12 protein-coding genes are annotated in these 14,250 nt (G+C 67.1%); 8 read left to right on the plus strand and 4 right to left on the minus strand.

Annotated features, from left to right (window positions below):
• Positions 1-735 precede the first annotated feature (735 nt).
• Genes ACZYRS_RS19510 through ACZYRS_RS19540 form a run of 7 tightly spaced genes read left to right on the plus strand, consistent with a single transcriptional unit; the run spans position 736 to position 7,291 of the window.
• Positions 736-2,514: a nitrite/sulfite reductase gene (locus ACZYRS_RS19510; protein ID WP_463420566.1), complete on the plus strand. Its 1,779-nt coding sequence runs from the start codon at positions 736-738 to the stop codon at positions 2,512-2,514.
• Entirely contained in the window at positions 2,511-2,906 is a 396-nt protein-coding gene (locus ACZYRS_RS19515; RefSeq protein WP_463420567.1) for a DUF934 domain-containing protein, read from the plus strand. The genes ACZYRS_RS19510 and ACZYRS_RS19515 overlap by 4 nt, the downstream gene beginning before the upstream one ends.
• Before the next feature lie 20 nt (positions 2,907-2,926).
• Entirely contained in the window at positions 2,927-3,553 is a 627-nt protein-coding gene (locus ACZYRS_RS19520) for a phosphoadenosine phosphosulfate reductase domain-containing protein (protein ID WP_463420568.1), read from the plus strand.
• Between the two features lie 47 nt (positions 3,554-3,600).
• On the plus strand, positions 3,601-4,551 hold the full coding sequence (gene cysD, locus ACZYRS_RS19525; protein WP_463420569.1) for a sulfate adenylyltransferase subunit CysD: 951 nt from the start codon (positions 3,601-3,603) through the stop codon (positions 4,549-4,551).
• Positions 4,551-5,891 carry a sulfate adenylyltransferase subunit 1 gene (locus ACZYRS_RS19530; protein ID WP_463420570.1) on the plus strand — a complete coding sequence of 447 codons (1,341 nt, stop codon included), beginning with the start codon at positions 4,551-4,553 and terminating at the stop codon, positions 5,889-5,891. The genes cysD and ACZYRS_RS19530 overlap by 1 nt, the downstream gene beginning before the upstream one ends.
• 42 nt (positions 5,892-5,933) lie before the next feature.
• The gene (fdxA, locus tag ACZYRS_RS19535; protein WP_463420571.1) at positions 5,934-6,263 is read left to right on the plus strand and encodes a ferredoxin FdxA; all 330 of its coding nucleotides are present in this window, start codon (positions 5,934-5,936) and stop codon (positions 6,261-6,263) included.
• Entirely contained in the window at positions 6,221-7,291 is a 1,071-nt protein-coding gene (locus ACZYRS_RS19540) for an NAD(P)/FAD-dependent oxidoreductase (RefSeq protein ID WP_463422513.1), read from the plus strand. Before fdxA ends, ACZYRS_RS19540 begins: the two co-directional genes overlap by 43 nt.
• On the opposite strand, the gene ACZYRS_RS19545 is transcribed toward ACZYRS_RS19540, so the two are convergent.
• Positions 7,278-8,579 carry an aspartate aminotransferase family protein gene (locus ACZYRS_RS19545; protein WP_463420572.1) on the minus strand — a complete coding sequence of 434 codons (1,302 nt, stop codon included), beginning with the start codon at positions 8,577-8,579 and terminating at the stop codon, positions 7,278-7,280. The genes ACZYRS_RS19540 and ACZYRS_RS19545 overlap by 14 nt on opposite strands.
• 103 nt (positions 8,580-8,682) lie before the next feature.
• Between ACZYRS_RS19545 and ACZYRS_RS19550 the strand changes: the two genes are divergently transcribed.
• Positions 8,683-9,423, plus strand: a complete 741-nt coding sequence (locus ACZYRS_RS19550; RefSeq protein ID WP_463420573.1) for a TetR/AcrR family transcriptional regulator C-terminal domain-containing protein — start codon at positions 8,683-8,685, stop codon at positions 9,421-9,423.
• Here ACZYRS_RS19550 and ACZYRS_RS19555 read toward each other — a convergent pair.
• The 3 genes from ACZYRS_RS19555 to ACZYRS_RS19565 all read right to left on the minus strand — a co-directional run bounded on the left by ACZYRS_RS19555 (position 9,410) and on the right by ACZYRS_RS19565 (position 14,035).
• Positions 9,410-11,389, minus strand: coding sequence for an adenylate/guanylate cyclase domain-containing protein (locus tag ACZYRS_RS19555; RefSeq protein WP_463420574.1), 1,980 nt, complete (start codon positions 11,387-11,389; stop codon positions 9,410-9,412). The two genes, ACZYRS_RS19550 and ACZYRS_RS19555, sit on opposite strands and share 14 nt — an antisense overlap.
• A gap of 68 nt (positions 11,390-11,457) precedes the next feature.
• Positions 11,458-12,891, minus strand: a complete 1,434-nt coding sequence (locus ACZYRS_RS19560; protein WP_463420575.1) for a sigma-54-dependent transcriptional regulator — start codon at positions 12,889-12,891, stop codon at positions 11,458-11,460.
• Positions 12,892-13,150: 259 nt separating this feature from the next.
• A complete protein-coding gene (locus tag ACZYRS_RS19565) occupies positions 13,151-14,035 on the minus strand; it encodes a class I SAM-dependent methyltransferase (protein ID WP_463420576.1) in 885 nt (294 codons plus the stop codon).
• Between the last annotated feature and the right edge of the window lie 215 nt (positions 14,036-14,250).

Below are 14,250 nucleotides of genomic sequence, written 5' to 3' on the forward strand. Positions count from 1 at the left end.
TCCGGGGAAGGGTTGGGGTGGGGGCACGCGGCGCTCGTCGATGCCCTGTCGTGTAGCGAGCGCCGTCGTGCCCCCATCCCAGCCTTCCCCCAGAGGGGGAAGGAGCAATGCATCAAGGCCCTGTGTTGCAGGTCTTGTCTTTCTCCCTCCCCCCTGGGGGAGGGTCGGGGTGGGGGCACGGAGGCCGAGCGAAGCGATGGCCCGACCCCAAGCCGAGCGAAGCGATGGCCTGTTCGGTATCCACCCCCCTCTGGCTGCGCCGAGGAGCGCAGCGTTTCGCGGATCAGGGCTCGCCGCTGTCTGAGCGAAGCGAGTTCGGCGAGACCCCGCGAAACGCGAGCACCGCAGGGTGCCCGTAGCGCAGCGAAGGGTCGCAGACAGTGGGGTCGCCTTTCTTTTGCCTACCTTTCTTTGGCGAAGCAAAGAAAAGTAGGTCGCCCGCCGGGGCGAGACCCGGCCTCGGAACTCAAAAAAACAAACGCCTTAAAAGAACCCTGAGCCCAACCCCCGTCCCACAGATTCCTAAAATCTCAGCCTCGGAAAACCGGTTTCCGACCTGCCGCCCTTATCCGGAATAAGCATTCAACCGCCCGCAAACCCGCATGGATGCTGGTGAATAAGCTTATCCGCATAAAGCGTGAACCAAAAAATAGTTTGTTTCCATAAGGCCCGCTTTCAGAATCCTGCTTCTTGCTGGGGCGCTGGACGCACTGCACTTTCAAGACATAACGCACGATGTACCAATACACAGAATTCGATCGCCAGTTCGTTCACCAACGGGCCGCCCAGTTCAGAGACCAGCTCGAGCGCTGGCAAAAGGGGCGCCTGCACGAGGACGAGTTCCGCCCGCTGCGGCTGCAGAACGGCTGGTACGTCCAGCGCTACGCGCCGATGCTGCGCGTGGCCGTGCCCTATGGCGAGCTCTCCAGCCGCCAGCTGCGCGTGCTCGCGAAGATCGCCCGCGAATACGACGAGCCCGAGGCAGAGGTCTACCGCAAGGCCATCGAAACGCAGGGCCTGCTCGGCAGCCACAAGCTCCCGACCCACTACGCCCACTTCTCGACGCGCCAGAACGTCCAGTACAACTGGATTCCGCTGGCCAAGTCGGCCGACGTGATGGACCTCCTGGCCTCGGTCGACATGCACGGCATCCAGACCAGCGGCAACTGCATCCGCAACATCACGAGCGACGAGCGCGCCGGCATCGCGGTGGACGAAATCGCCGATCCGCGTCCGTTCGCGGAAATCATGCGCCAGTGGAGCACGCTGCACCCCGAGTTCGCCTTCCTGCCGCGCAAGTTCAAGATCGCCATCACCGGCGCCACCGAAGACCGCGCGGCCACCGGCTGGCACGACGTGGGCCTGCATGTGGTGAAGAACGAAGCGGGAGACATCGGCTTTCGCGTGCAGGTCGGCGGCGGCATGGGCCGCACGCCGATCATCGGCACGGTGCTGCGCGAGTTCCTGCCGTGGCAGCAGATCATGAATTACCTCGAAGCGGTGATCCGTGTCTACAACCGCTATGGCCGCCGCGACAACATCTACAAGGCGCGCATCAAGATCCTGGTGAAGGCCGAGGGCCAGCGCTACATCGACGACGTCGAGGCCGAGTACAAGCAGATCCTGGAACACGACGGCGCACCGCACACCATCACGCAGGAAGAGTACGACCGCGTGGCCGCCTCCTTCGTGCCGCCGACGCTGGCCACCCGTGTGCTGCAGAGCGCCGAGAAGACCGACGCCGAGCTGCGCACGCAGGCCGCCGACGACGTGATGTTCGCCCGCTGGCTCGCCCGCAACGTGGCGCCGCACAAGAACCCCGCGCTGCGCGCCGTCACGCTGTCGTTCAAGCGCCTGAAGCAGGCGCCCGGCGACGCATCGGCCGACCAGCTCGACACGCTCGCGCAACTGGCCGACCGCTTCTCGGCCGGCGAAGCCCGCGTGACGCACGACCAGAACGTGGTGCTGCCCTGGGTGCACGCCGAAGACCTGCATGCGCTGTGGCTCGCCGCACGCGCGGCCGGCTTCGCGAGCGCCAATGTGCACCTCTTGACCGACATGATCGCCTGCCCCGGCGGTGACTTCTGCGCGCTGGCCAATGCGCGCTCCATCCCGATCGCCGAAGCCATCACCGAGCGTTACCAGGACCTCGACGAGCTCGACGACCTGGGCGAGATCGACCTGCACATCAGCGGCTGCATCAATTCGTGCGGCCACCACCACAGCGGCCACATCGGCATCCTGGGCGTCGACAAGGACGGCAAGGAGTGGTACCAGGTCACCCTGGGCGGCTCCGACGGTTCCGCGCTCAGCGGCGCGTCGCAGGCCGGCAAGGCGGTCGGCCCCTCGTTCTCGGCGGCCGAAGTGCCGGGCGTGATCGAGGCCGTGCTCACCACCTACCGCGACACCCGCGAAGGCGGCGAGACCTTCATCGACACGCTGCGCCGCGTGGGCCACGACCCGTTCAAGGCCGCGGCCAACGGTGCGCGATTCAAGGTGGAGGAAGCAGCATGAACAAGACGTTGAACATTCTTTCGGCCGAAGAGCACATCGACGACGGCGACCCGAAGGTGCTGCAACTGGCCAACGATGCCGACCCGCTCGCCATCGAGGTGTGCCTGGCCGACATCGAGCGCATCGACCTGAACTTTCCGAAGTTCACCGACGGCCGCGCGTACAGCCAGGCCTTCCTCCTGCGCCGGCGCCTGGGTTTCACGGGCGACATCCGCGCCACGGGCGATGTGCTGATCGACCAACTGGTGCAGATGGAGCGCACGGGCTTTTCCAGCGCCGTGCTGAAGGAAGGCGTGGACGCCTCCGACGCGCAGCGCCAGTTCGACCGCTTCAACGCTTTCTACCAAGGTGATGCGGTGAAGACCGCGCCGCACTTCGTGGCCGACAACTGAGCTGCAAGAAAACATCCGACATGAGCATCGACATCGACTTCGCAGGCATCAACGCCAAGCTCGGCCGCAACGCCGAAGGCCTGGTGGACTGGGCGATTGGCCTCGGCCAACCTTCGATCATCACCACCAACTTCCGCCCGTTCGAGGCGGTGATCCTGCACATGGTCACGCGCGCACGGCGCGATGTGCCGGTGGTGTGGATGGACAACGGCTACAACACCGAGGCCACCTACCGCTTTGCCGACGAGGTGACCAAGCAACTGGGCCTCGACCTGCACATCTACCTGCCGCGCCGCTCGCGCGCGCACCGCGAAGCGGTCGAAGGCCCGACGCCCGCACTCGACGATCCGCGCCATGCCGCGTTCACGGAAGAGGTGAAGCTGGAGCCCTTCGCCCGCGCGCTGCGCGAGACAGCGCCCAAGGTGTGGTTCACCGCGCTGCGGGCCACCGACACGGCCGTGCGCGCGCAGATGGACCCGGTCAGCGTCAATCCGGACGGCCTCATCAAGGTCGCGCCGCTCTTGCACTGGTCGTCCAAGGAGCTGCACGAGTACTGCGAGGCACACGGCCTGCCGAACAACTTCGACTACGTGGACCCGACCAAGGGCGAAGACAACCGCGAGTGCGGATTGCACATCGCGCACTGAGCGGCAACGCAACGCCTCACCGATCCTCTGAATCCAGCCCTCACCCGATGAACGCCCGAACCGAAACCGAACTGCTGCTGTCGCCGGCGCATCTGCCCCATCTGTCCAACACGCACCTCGATGCGCTGGAGGAAGAAACCATCTTCATCCTGCGTGAAGTGGCGGCCGCCTTCGAGCGCCCCACCCTGCTGTTCTCGGGCGGCAAGGACTCGCTGGTGCTCCTGAAGTGCGCGGAGAAGGCCTTCGGCGCGGGCCGCATTCCCTACCCGCTGCTGATGATCGACACGGGCCACAACTTCCCCGAAGTGACGGCCTACCGCGACCAGCGCGCCAAGGAACTGGGCGCCGAACTCATCGTGCGCAGCGTGGAAGACTCGATGAAGCGTGGCACCGTGCGCCTCGCGCACCCGGGCGAATCGCGCAACGCGCACCAGTCGGTGACGCTGCTCGAAGCCATTGAAGAATTCCGCTTCGACGCGCTCATCGGCGGCGCCCGCCGCGACGAAGAAAAGGCGCGCGCCAAGGAGCGCATCTTTTCGCACCGCGACAGCTTCGGCCAATGGCAGCCCAAGGACCAGCGCCCCGAGCTGTGGACGCTGTTCAACACGCGTCTCGCGCCCGGCGAGCACTTCCGCGTGTTCCCGATCTCGAACTGGACCGAGCTGGACGTGTGGCAGTACATCGAGCGCGAACACGTCGGCCTGCCGTCCATCTACTACACGCACAAGCGCGAAGTGGTCGAGCGCCGGGGCCTCCTGGTGCCGGTGACCGAACTCACCCCGCCGCGCGACGGCGAAACAGTGCAGGTGCGCGACGTGCGCTTTCGCACCGTGGGCGACATCACGACGACCTGCCCGGTCGAGAGCCTCGCGGCCGATGCGGGCGACGTGGTGCTCGAAACGCTCACGGTCGACGTGAGCGAACGCGGGGCGACGCGGATGGACGACATGACCTCCGAAGCCTCGATGGAAAAACGAAAGAAAGACGGTTACTTCTGATGAGCGCGACGACGACAGCCACCCCCCACGAACTCGCCGTGCACGGCGACACCGGCACCGCCCTGCGCTTCATCACCTGCGGCTCGGTGGACGACGGCAAGAGCACGTTGATCGGTCGCCTGCTGGTGGACAGCAAGACCGTGCTGCAGGACCAGCTGGCCGGCGTGCAGCGCGGCGGCGAAACTGACCTCGCCTTGCTCACCGACGGCCTCTCGGCCGAGCGCGAACAGGGCATTACGATCGACGTGGCCTACCGCTACTTCTCGACCGCAAAGCGCAAGTTCATCATCGGCGACGCGCCGGGCCATGAGCAGTACACCCGCAACATGGTCACCGCCGCCTCGGCCGCCGATGCCGCCGTGGTGCTGGTCGATGCGACCAAGCTGGCCTGGGCCGCCGAAGTGGAAGACGGCACCGTGGTCAAGCGCGAGCTGCTGCCGCAGACGCGCCGCCACACGCTCCTGTGCCACCTGCTGCGCGTGCAGTCGATCGTGTTCGCGGTCAACAAGCTCGATGCCATCGACGACGCGGGCCTCGCGTTCGAGCGCATCTCGACGGCGCTGAACGCCTTTGCCGAAGCGGCCGGCGTGCAGGTCGCGGGCATCGTGCCGATCTCCGCGCTCAAGGGCTGGAACGTGGCCACGCGCCATGCCGACTGGGTGGGCTACGAAGGCCCGAGCCTGCTCGCGCTGCTCGAAGACCTGCCGGTCACCGTGCAGGACGAGGCCGTGCCCTTCGCCTTCCCGGTGCAGTGGGTCGAGAAGTTCTCGGCCTCGGCCGACACCTCGCAGGGCCGCCGCGTGTTCTGGGGCCGCGTCGCCTCGGGCCATGTGGAGCCCGGCCAGCGCGTGACGGTGCTCCCGAGCAACCAGACCGCCACCGTCGCGCAGGTTCTGAGCCACACGCGCCAGCCGAAGTCGGTGCATGCGGGCCACAGCGCCGGCATCGTGCTGGACCGCGAGGTCGACGTGTCGCGCGGCGACTGGCTGCTGGCGCCCGGCGCCTTCGAGCCGGTGCGCGAGATCACCGCCACCGTGGCCTGGCTGGACGACGAGCCGCTGGTCGCGGGCCGCGTGTACTGGGCGCTGCAGGGCCATCGCTGGGTCAAGGCGAAGGTCGCGCGCATCGTGGATCGGGTGAACATCACCACGCTCGAATCGGAGCCCGCGACGCAACTGGAAGCCAATTCGATCGGCGATGTGGTGCTCGCGCTGCAGCAGCCGCTGGCCGTGCTGCCCTTCACGCAATCGCGCGCCCTGGGCTCGCTCGTGCTGGTCGATACGGCCTCCCACAAGACCGCTGCTGCCGTTCTCGTGCAGCCCGCCGCCGCAAAGGCCTAAAATCTGGGGTTTTCCCCGATCAAACTGACGTTTAAAAGACAAATGACCCACGTCGTTTCCGAAGCCTGCATCCGTTGCAAATACACCGACTGCGTGGACGTTTGCCCCGTCGACTGCTTCCGCGAAGGTCCCAACATGCTGGTGATCGACCCGGACGAATGCATCGACTGCGCGGTCTGCATCCCCGAATGCCCGGTCAACGCGATCTACGCCGAGGAAGACCTTCCGGCCAACCAGATCGCCTTCATCAAGATCAACGCCGAGCTGGCCGTGGCCGACGGCTGGAAGAGCATCACCAAGCGCAAGCCCGCTCTCCCCGACGCTGACGACTGGAAAGACAAGGCGGACAAGGTCGGGGAGCTGGTGCGCTGAGCGCGCTGCCTGCCCCCATCGAAACCGACGCGCTGATCGTCGGTGCGGGCCCTGTCGGGCTGTTCCAGGCCTTCCAGCTGGGCCTGCTTGAAATCTCCTGCCACATCGTCGATGCACTGCCCGCCGCGGGCGGCCAGTGCGTGGCGCTCTATGGCGACAAGCCGATCTACGACATTCCCGGCACGCCGGTGACCAGCGGGCGCGAGCTTGCGCAGTCGCTGCTCGCGCAGGTGGCGCCGTTCAAGCCGCAGTTTCATTTCGGCGAGCAGGTCGCCACGCTGGCCCGTCAAGCCGATGAGCGCCTTCTGCTGACGACCTCGGCCGGCAAGGCGTTCCTCGCGAAGACGGTGTTCATCGCAGCCGGCGTCGGCGCCTTCGTGCCCAAGCGCATCACGCTCGAGGGCATCGCGCAGTTCGAGGGCACTTCGCTTTTCTATCACCCCGAATCGCTGGACCGCTTCGCGGGACAGACGGTGGTGGTGAATGGCGGCGACGACATCGCGCTAGCAACCGCCATAGCCCTTACGGCCATCGCCAGGCAGGTCACGCTGGTCCATCGCCGCGACGGCTTCCAGGCCGACGAGGCGAACATCGCCGCGATGCGTGCCCTCGTGGCCGCCGGCAAGCTGGCCTTCAAGGTCGGACAGCCGACCGGGTTCGACGGCAAGCAGCTGCAGATCACCACGCCCGACGCGACGGCCGTCGACCTGCCGCTCGATGCGCTGATCGCATGCCTGGGCATCTCGCCGCGCCTCGGCCCCATCGCCGACTGGGGCCTGGAGCTCGAGCGCAAGCAGGTGCCCGTCGACACCGAGAAATACGAAACGCGCGAGCGCGGCGTGTTCGCGGTCGGCGACATCAACACCTACCCGGGCAAGAAGAAGCTCATCGTCTGCGGCTTCCACGAAGCCACGCTGGCCGCCTGGGGCGCCACCGCCATCGTGTTCCCGGGCAAGGCCGTGCCGCTGCAGTACACGACCACCAGCACCCGGCTGCACGAGCTGCTGGGCGTGGCTACTTCGCGCTAGACAACAGCGCCCGGTACTCGCCGATGAAGCTGCCGATGGCGGCGACGTAGCCGTCGATGTCCGCATCGGACACCGGCAGCGAGAGCACCACGAAGCCGCGCGGCGAGGTGTAGATCCCTCGGCTGAGCAGGTGGAAGAACAGCAGCTGGCGCAGGCGCCCGTCGACCGACGCCAGATCGTCCACGCGCCGCACCTCACCCTCGAGGAAATGCGCATTCATCAGCGAGCCCACGCCTGTGAACTGCATCGCCACGCCCTCTTTCGCGCACAGCGCATCGAGCCGCGCCCGCATCGCCTCGCCGCGCTCGGCCAGCGTGCCGGCCGCCTCGGGCGTGAAGAGCTTCGTGAGCCCCGCATACCCGGCCGCCATCGTCATCACGTTGTTGTTGAAGGTGCCCGAATGCGCGAGCGCGCCGGTGCGCGGATCGAACTGCGCCATCACGTCCGCGCGCCCGCCGAAGGCGCCGAACGACATGCCGCCGCCGATGTACTTGCCCAGCGTCGTGAGGTCCGCCCGGATGCCCAACTGGTTCGCGAGGCCGTGCGGCGCGAGGCGCGAGGTCATCACCTCGTCGAAGACCAGCAGCGCGCCGGCCTCTGTGGCGCCATCGCGCAGCGCCTGTAGGAAATCGAGGCGCCCCGGAATGCATCCGCTCGCCCCCTGCATCGGCTCGACCAGGATCGCCGCGATCTGCGGTCCGTGCTTCGCGATCTCCTCACTCGCGCGCTGCGCGTCGTTGTAGGGCAGCACGAGGAAATCGAAGGGCACGGTCGTCGGCGAAGGCTTGTCGCCGAAGCCGAGCACGCCGCCGTGATAGCCGCCCGAGAACACCACGATCTTTCGCCGCCCCGTGAAGTGCAGCGCGGCCGTGAGCGCCATCAGGTTCGCCTCGGTGCCCGAGTTGGTGAAGCGCAGTTGCTCGATCTGCGGAAAGCGCTCGCAGATGGTCTTTGCCAGCCGCCCTTCGAGCAGGTTGTGGCCCGTGAGGTTGATGCCGTCCGCCATCGCCGCGATGACCGCCTCGCGGATCTCGGGCGCCGAGTGGCCGTAGACGCCGGCCGTGTACTCGGCGATGAAGTCGGCATAGCGGTGCCCGTCGGCATCCCAGAGCGCGGCCCCCTCGCCCTTGGCGATGGTGAGCGGGAACGGCGCGTAGAACAGCACAGAGCGTGTGTTGGCGCCGGGCATGTAGCGCGTCTGCGCGTCGAAGAGGCGGCTGCTCTCGGGGTTGCCCTCGGTGAAGCGTTGATGCGCCCCGGCGAGGGCTTGGTCGATGGCGTCGGTCATGGAACGGTCCTTGGGAAATGGCGGGCTTGGCCGCGATTAATTGATCAGTGCTCAATTAATAATATTTATACAATCAATTCGCCCGCCGCACAATGCTGAATCCATGAAGAAGAAGCCCGAGCCCGAACCCAAGCCGAAAACCGCCGGCCGCCCCGCCGGCGGCGGCGCGCTCTCCAAGCGCCTCATCGCCGAGGCCGCCCTCGCGCACATCGACGAATTCGGCCTGGGCGCGTTCAGCATGCGCGAGATTGCCTCGCAGCTGGGCGTCTACCCGGCCACGGTGCATTGGCACGTGAGCACGCGCGAAGCGCTGCTGGCCGAGGTGGCCGCCGCCGTCATGGCGCAGGTCACGCCGCCGGCGGGCACGCTCGCATGGCAGGCATGGATCACCGAGCTCTTCCACCGCTGCCGCTCTGCCGTGCGCAGCCACCCGAACGTGGCGCAGTTGCTGGGCGCGCAGCTGGTGTCGAACGGCAGCCTGCCGACCGAACTCGTCGAAGGCGTGCTCGCCGCGCTGGCCGAGGCCGGCTTCGAGGGGCAGCCGCTGCTGGAGGCCTACAACTGCGTGATCGCGGCGATGCTGGGCTTTCTCACGATGGAGTTCTCGCCCCTGCCCGCCGACAACACCCAGGCCTGGGCCGAGGAGCTGCGCGAGCGCGTGCACACCATTCGCCCGCTCGACCACCCGGTGCTCGCGCGCAACCTGCCGCTGCTCGCCAACAAGGCCTTCATCGTGCGCTGGGACAACGGCACCACCGTGCCGCTGGACAGCAGCTTCGAGCGGCACGTCCAGATCACCATCGACGGGCTGGAGGCGTTCGCGCGCAGGGTCAAGGGCGCTTGACGGACATCGCCGGGTCCAGCAGCTCGTACAACACCATGCGCGTCTGCCGCCCGCGCAGCTCCACCAGTTCCTCGATGCGCCGCGTGGCCAGCCGCCCGCCCAGCCCTTCGAACGTGGCCTCCGAGATCAGGGTGCGCGTGCCCAGCTGCTTGTTCGTGCTCTCGATGCGGCTCGCCACGTTGATCACGTCGCCCAGCGCCGTGTAAGACAGCCGGTCGCTCGAGCCGAGCACCCCCGCGATCACGACGCCCGTGTGAATCCCGATGCGCGTGCGGAACTCCTGCAGCCCCTCTTCCCGCCACTTGCGGTTGAGCGCCTGCATCTCGTCGTGCAGTTCGAGCGAGGCCACGCAGGCCTGATGCTCCGCATCCGGCAGGTCCGCCGGCGCGCCCCAGAGCACCATGATCCCGTCGCCCATGAACTTGTCGACCACGCCGCCATGCCGCGCGAACACGCGCGTGGCGAGGTTGAAGTACGCGGTCAGCTGGCGCATGAGCAGGTCGGCGTCCATCGATTCCGAGATGCTGGTGAAGCCCTCCACGTCGGTGAACATCGCGGTCACGCGGCGCGGCGAGCCGTTGGGCGCGAGCGCATGGCCTTGCGCGACGAGCTGCTTGATCACGTCCACCGGCACGAACTTGCGAAAGGCCTGGAGGCTGCGCGCCGAGTCGTCCAGCGCCTGGCTCAGGTTCTCGATCTCGAACACCCGGCTCGATTCGCGCGGCAGGTTGTCCAGCTCCAGCCGCCCGACGCGCCGCGCGGTGCGCGAGAGCTTCTCGATCGGCGCCGTGACGAGCTTGGAAAGGCGCAGCGAAATGAAGAGCGCCAGCGCCAGGAACGCCAGCGTCAGCAGCAGCGACCACAGCACGTTGCGGTGCAGGCCGCCGAGCAGCGCGTCCTCGGGCTCCCAGCTCACGAGCCGCCAGCCGGTCGAGGGGATGTGCGAGGTCTGCACCTTGTAGCGCTCGCCGTCGTGCACGAGGCTGAAGGCCATGTCGTCGGTCCAGCCATGGCTGCCGTTGGCCAGCATGTGCGCGTGCACCGCGCCGAGCACGCCGCCCTCTGGGTTTTCCAGCGCGCGCACGACGTGGGGCTGGTCGCTTCGGGCGATCACGTGATGGTCCGCGCTCAACAACGCGCTGTGGCCGTGGCCCGTGCCGCCGAACACGCGCACCAGGTTCGACAGGTGCCCGAGCGACACGCCGCCCGCCACCACCAGCGTGCGCACCGCGCCTTCGTCGTCGCGCCGCCGGCTGGGCCGCGCATGGCCGATGCCCAGCTCCTTGGCCGAGCCGAGCACGAAGGGCGCGGTCCAGACCGGGTGCTGCGCTTTCTGCGCTTCGACGAACCATTCGTCGTGCACCGGGTCGTCGTCGCTGCGAAAGGCCTCGATGCGGTTCGTGGCGTAGCGCTGGCGCGGGTCGTCGTCTCCATCTGCGTCGGGCAGCTGCTTGTATTCCCAGGTCTCGGTGCTGAAGTCCGCATCGCGCAGCACCTGGCGCACCACCGGCTCGGGATAGCGCATCGCCATCAGCACGTGGCCGTCGTCGCTGGCCACGCCGATGCTGTCGAGCTCGGGTGTCTGCGCCAGCGCGGCCCAGAGCAGCTCGGCGGTCTGTTCGCCGTCTTCGCCGGCCGGATGCAGGCTGGGCGTGTGGGCGACGGCGCGCACCAGTGCCTCGGTCTTGGCGAGGAAGGCCAGCACGTTGTCCTCGACGCGGTCGTGGTTGACCTTGTGCGCCGACTCGCCGACCCGCGACACCAGCTGCTCCGCGCCCCAGTAGCCGAAGGCCACCAGCAGCAGCGACTGCAGCAGCGCGACCGCGCAGATGATGGTGCCGACGTCGACCCGGAAGCGGCGGAGGCGCGCGCCCGTGGAGGTTGTGGAAGGCGTGGAAGGCGCGGAGGGCGCGGAAGGCGAAGGCGATGCCTGCGCCGCGTCGGGATGCCTGGAATCGTCTGTCATGTGCGCGGTCCTCTCTCTCGCGCCGATTCTCGCCCTGCTTCAGCGCGCGGCCGGCGGCTCCCGGTACTTCACAGGCGGTACTCCTTCAGGCGGTTGTAGAGCGTCTTCATGCTGATGCCCAGCACCGCGGCCGTGCGCTCCTTGTTGCGGCCGCAGCTCTCGTAGGTGGCGAGGATCACGCGCCGCTCCACGTCGGCCAGCTGCGTGCCGACTTCCACCATCAGTTCGTTGCCGCCCGGCTCCAGCGCGCCCGGCACGGTGTCGTCGAAGCCCGCCATCGTCGCGCGCGCGGTCGGCACGTCGCGCCGCGGCAGTGCGCGGGCCGCCGCGGCGGGCGCAGCGGCAACCGTCGGCGGCGGCAGCCACTCTTCGCCCACCTCCGGCCCCGTGGCCATGACCCAGGTGCGCTGCACGATGTTGCGCAGCTCGCGCACGTTGCCCGGCCAGTGGTAGGCCGACAGCCGGGACAGCGCCGTGGGGGTGAAGCGCTCCGCGCCGCCGTCCGCGTGATGCAGGTCCTGCAGGAAGCTGCGCGCGATCAGCTGGATGTCGTCGCCGCGCTCGCGCAGCGGCGGCAGCCCGATCGGAAAGACGTGCAGGCGGTACAGCAGGTCTTCGCGCAGCTTGCCGCTGGTCACCGCCTCGGCGGCATCGCGGTTGGTGGCCGCGATGATGCGCACATCGGTCTGCTGCAGCTGGACCGAGCCGACGCGCATGAAGATGCCGCTCTCCAGCACGCGCAGCAATTTGGCCTGCAGCTCCAGCGGCATCTCCGTCACTTCGTCCAGGAACAGCGTGCCCCCGTGCGCCCGCTCGAAGAAGCCGCGGTGCTGGTGCTCCGCGCCCGAGAAGCTGCCGCGCTCGTGGCCGAAGATCTCGCTCTCGATGAGGTGCGGCGAAAGCGCCGCGCAATTCACTGCCAGAAAGGGCTGGTCGCGCCGGCCGCTCAGGTCGTGCACCCCGCGCGCCACCAGCTCCTTGCCGGTGCCGCTCTCGCCATGCACGAACACGCTGACCGCTGTATCGGCCACCCTGGACATCTGGCGGTACACGCGCTGCATCGGCGGCGAGCGGCCGATGAGGTGGCCGAAGCGGCCGGTTTCGCGCCAGCGCTCCTGCACTTCATCGAGTTCCAGGCGCAGCTGCGAGGGCTCGACCAGGCGCGACAGCAACTTCTTCAGGTGCTGCGGGTTGATCGGCTTGGGCAGGTAGTCGGTGGCCTGCAGGCCCGGCGGGCCGGTGGAGGTTTCGGGGACCGCCTGGGCGCTCATGAGCACCAGCACCGTGTCGCCCAGGGTGTCCAGGTCGGCCAGCAGGTCGAAGCCGCTGCCATCGCGCAGGTGCAGGTCCAGCAGCAGCAGGTCGGGCCGCCGCGTCGCGATGAGGCGGCGGGCCGCGCCGATCGAATGGGCGCACGCGGCCGTGTGCCCCTCGCGCACGACCAGCGCGGCGATCATTCGCGCCGATTCCTCGTCGTCTTCAACAATCAGTGCATGGCCCAATCGTGACTCCCCTTTGCCCTGGCGCCGCAGGGCGGCGCCTGAACCCTGCCATTGGCGGCGGTTTGTTCACCCGAGACAGCGCAACGCGTGCCCATCGCGCCCCAGTTGCGATGTAGTACGCAAGACCTAAAGCGCCGGATTCACAGCATTTGACGTTGTTTCAAGAGGTTTGGGAATATAACGATCGAAAGCCATTCGCGCCCGTTTTTTCGGTCGCCGCATGGCCATTCGGCCGACGCCGCCCTCGGCGCGGGGCCGTTCAGGCCGCCGCGCCGGCCCCTTGCCGGCTGCGCCGCGCGATGCACATGAGCGACAGCGCGCTCGCAGGCGCCGCCGGGTCGCGGCCCGAGAGCAGGTTCCCGATGCGGTACTTCCATTGCGCCGGGCCCACGTCGCCGCGCAGCGCCGCGGCGCCGACCTGGTGGTTGTGCGGGTGCACCGCGACCTCGAAACCCAGCGGCTCCAGCGTCGAGGTGAAAAATTCCCGGGTGACCCCGTCGCCGGGCCGGTGGTGGATTTCGGTCTTCAGGCCCCACGACTGCTGGTTGCCGGTTTTGTGAAATCCATGCCGGATCAATCGGTAAATACCCAGCCGCGCATTCCAGAGCAACCGGGCCACGCCTTTGTAGTCCCAAGCGGTCAATTGCGGATCGTGATCGGTGATAAGCAAACCATTTGGCTTAACCAGCCGCGCACCTTCACGCAACACCGCTTGCATATCGTCGCAATGGTGCAGTGAAGCATTGATGACGACGATATCGGCAATCTGCGAACGGAATGGCGTGTTCGCCGCATCGGCCAGCACGGCCGTGTAGCCGATTCCGGCCGCCATCTCCAGCGAACCGCCCGCCACGTCCACGCCCACCAGCAGCCGGGGCTTTCCGCCCACCGTGGCAAACACATTGCCGGGGCCGCAGCCCAGATCGACGACGACCTTGTCCGTCCAATCGCCGCCGGCGGCGAGCCATCTATTGCGGAAATGCGCATCGCGATGGCAGAAGGCGAAGTATTCGCCCGCCCATTCCTTATTTCCGAAATAGAAGGCATTGGCCGATCTTCCGTCGGAATTTCCCTCCATGTTCGATCGCCAATAACCGTCGGAATAATTCAGAACAACGCCGGGTAACAGGATGTCGTCGAGCATATTCAGCCTTTCGTTGAATCATCGAACTCCCTGGAGTATTTTTTAATAGGGTTTTCGGCCAACTCTTCTGCAATTTGATTTTTTAACCGCTTAAAAGCGGAAATCAAACAGGAAACGCTTTCAATTCGATTCTTCATGTTTACAAGATTGCCAAACTTGACAAGTGTCAAGACGGAGCGGCGCTTGCCGCGGGCCCATGGCCCATGCCTCCCGGA

This window comes from Variovorax sp. AC194, from assembly GCF_979257995.1.

What these genes read in the sequence shown, in the direction of transcription:
- ACZYRS_RS19510 (WP_463420566.1), top strand. Translation starts at nt 736, where the DNA reads ATGTACCAATACACAGAATTCGATCGCCAGTTCGTTCACCAACGGGCC.
- ACZYRS_RS19515 (WP_463420567.1), top strand. Translation starts at nt 2,511, where the DNA reads ATGAACAAGACGTTGAACATTCTTTCGGCCGAAGAGCACATCGACGAC.
- ACZYRS_RS19520 (WP_463420568.1), top strand. Translation starts at nt 2,927, where the DNA reads ATGAGCATCGACATCGACTTCGCAGGCATCAACGCCAAGCTCGGCCGC.
- cysD (WP_463420569.1), top strand. Translation starts at nt 3,601, where the DNA reads ATGAACGCCCGAACCGAAACCGAACTGCTGCTGTCGCCGGCGCATCTG.
- ACZYRS_RS19530 (WP_463420570.1), top strand. Translation starts at nt 4,551, where the DNA reads ATGAGCGCGACGACGACAGCCACCCCCCACGAACTCGCCGTGCACGGC.
- fdxA (WP_463420571.1), top strand. Translation starts at nt 5,934, where the DNA reads ATGACCCACGTCGTTTCCGAAGCCTGCATCCGTTGCAAATACACCGAC.
- ACZYRS_RS19545 (WP_463420572.1), bottom strand. Translation starts at nt 8,579, where the DNA reads ATGACCGACGCCATCGACCAAGCCCTCGCCGGGGCGCATCAACGCTTC.
- ACZYRS_RS19550 (WP_463420573.1), top strand. Translation starts at nt 8,683, where the DNA reads ATGAAGAAGAAGCCCGAGCCCGAACCCAAGCCGAAAACCGCCGGCCGC.
- ACZYRS_RS19555 (WP_463420574.1), bottom strand. Translation starts at nt 11,389, where the DNA reads ATGACAGACGATTCCAGGCATCCCGACGCGGCGCAGGCATCGCCTTCG.
- ACZYRS_RS19565 (WP_463420576.1), bottom strand. Translation starts at nt 14,035, where the DNA reads ATGCTCGACGACATCCTGTTACCCGGCGTTGTTCTGAATTATTCCGAC.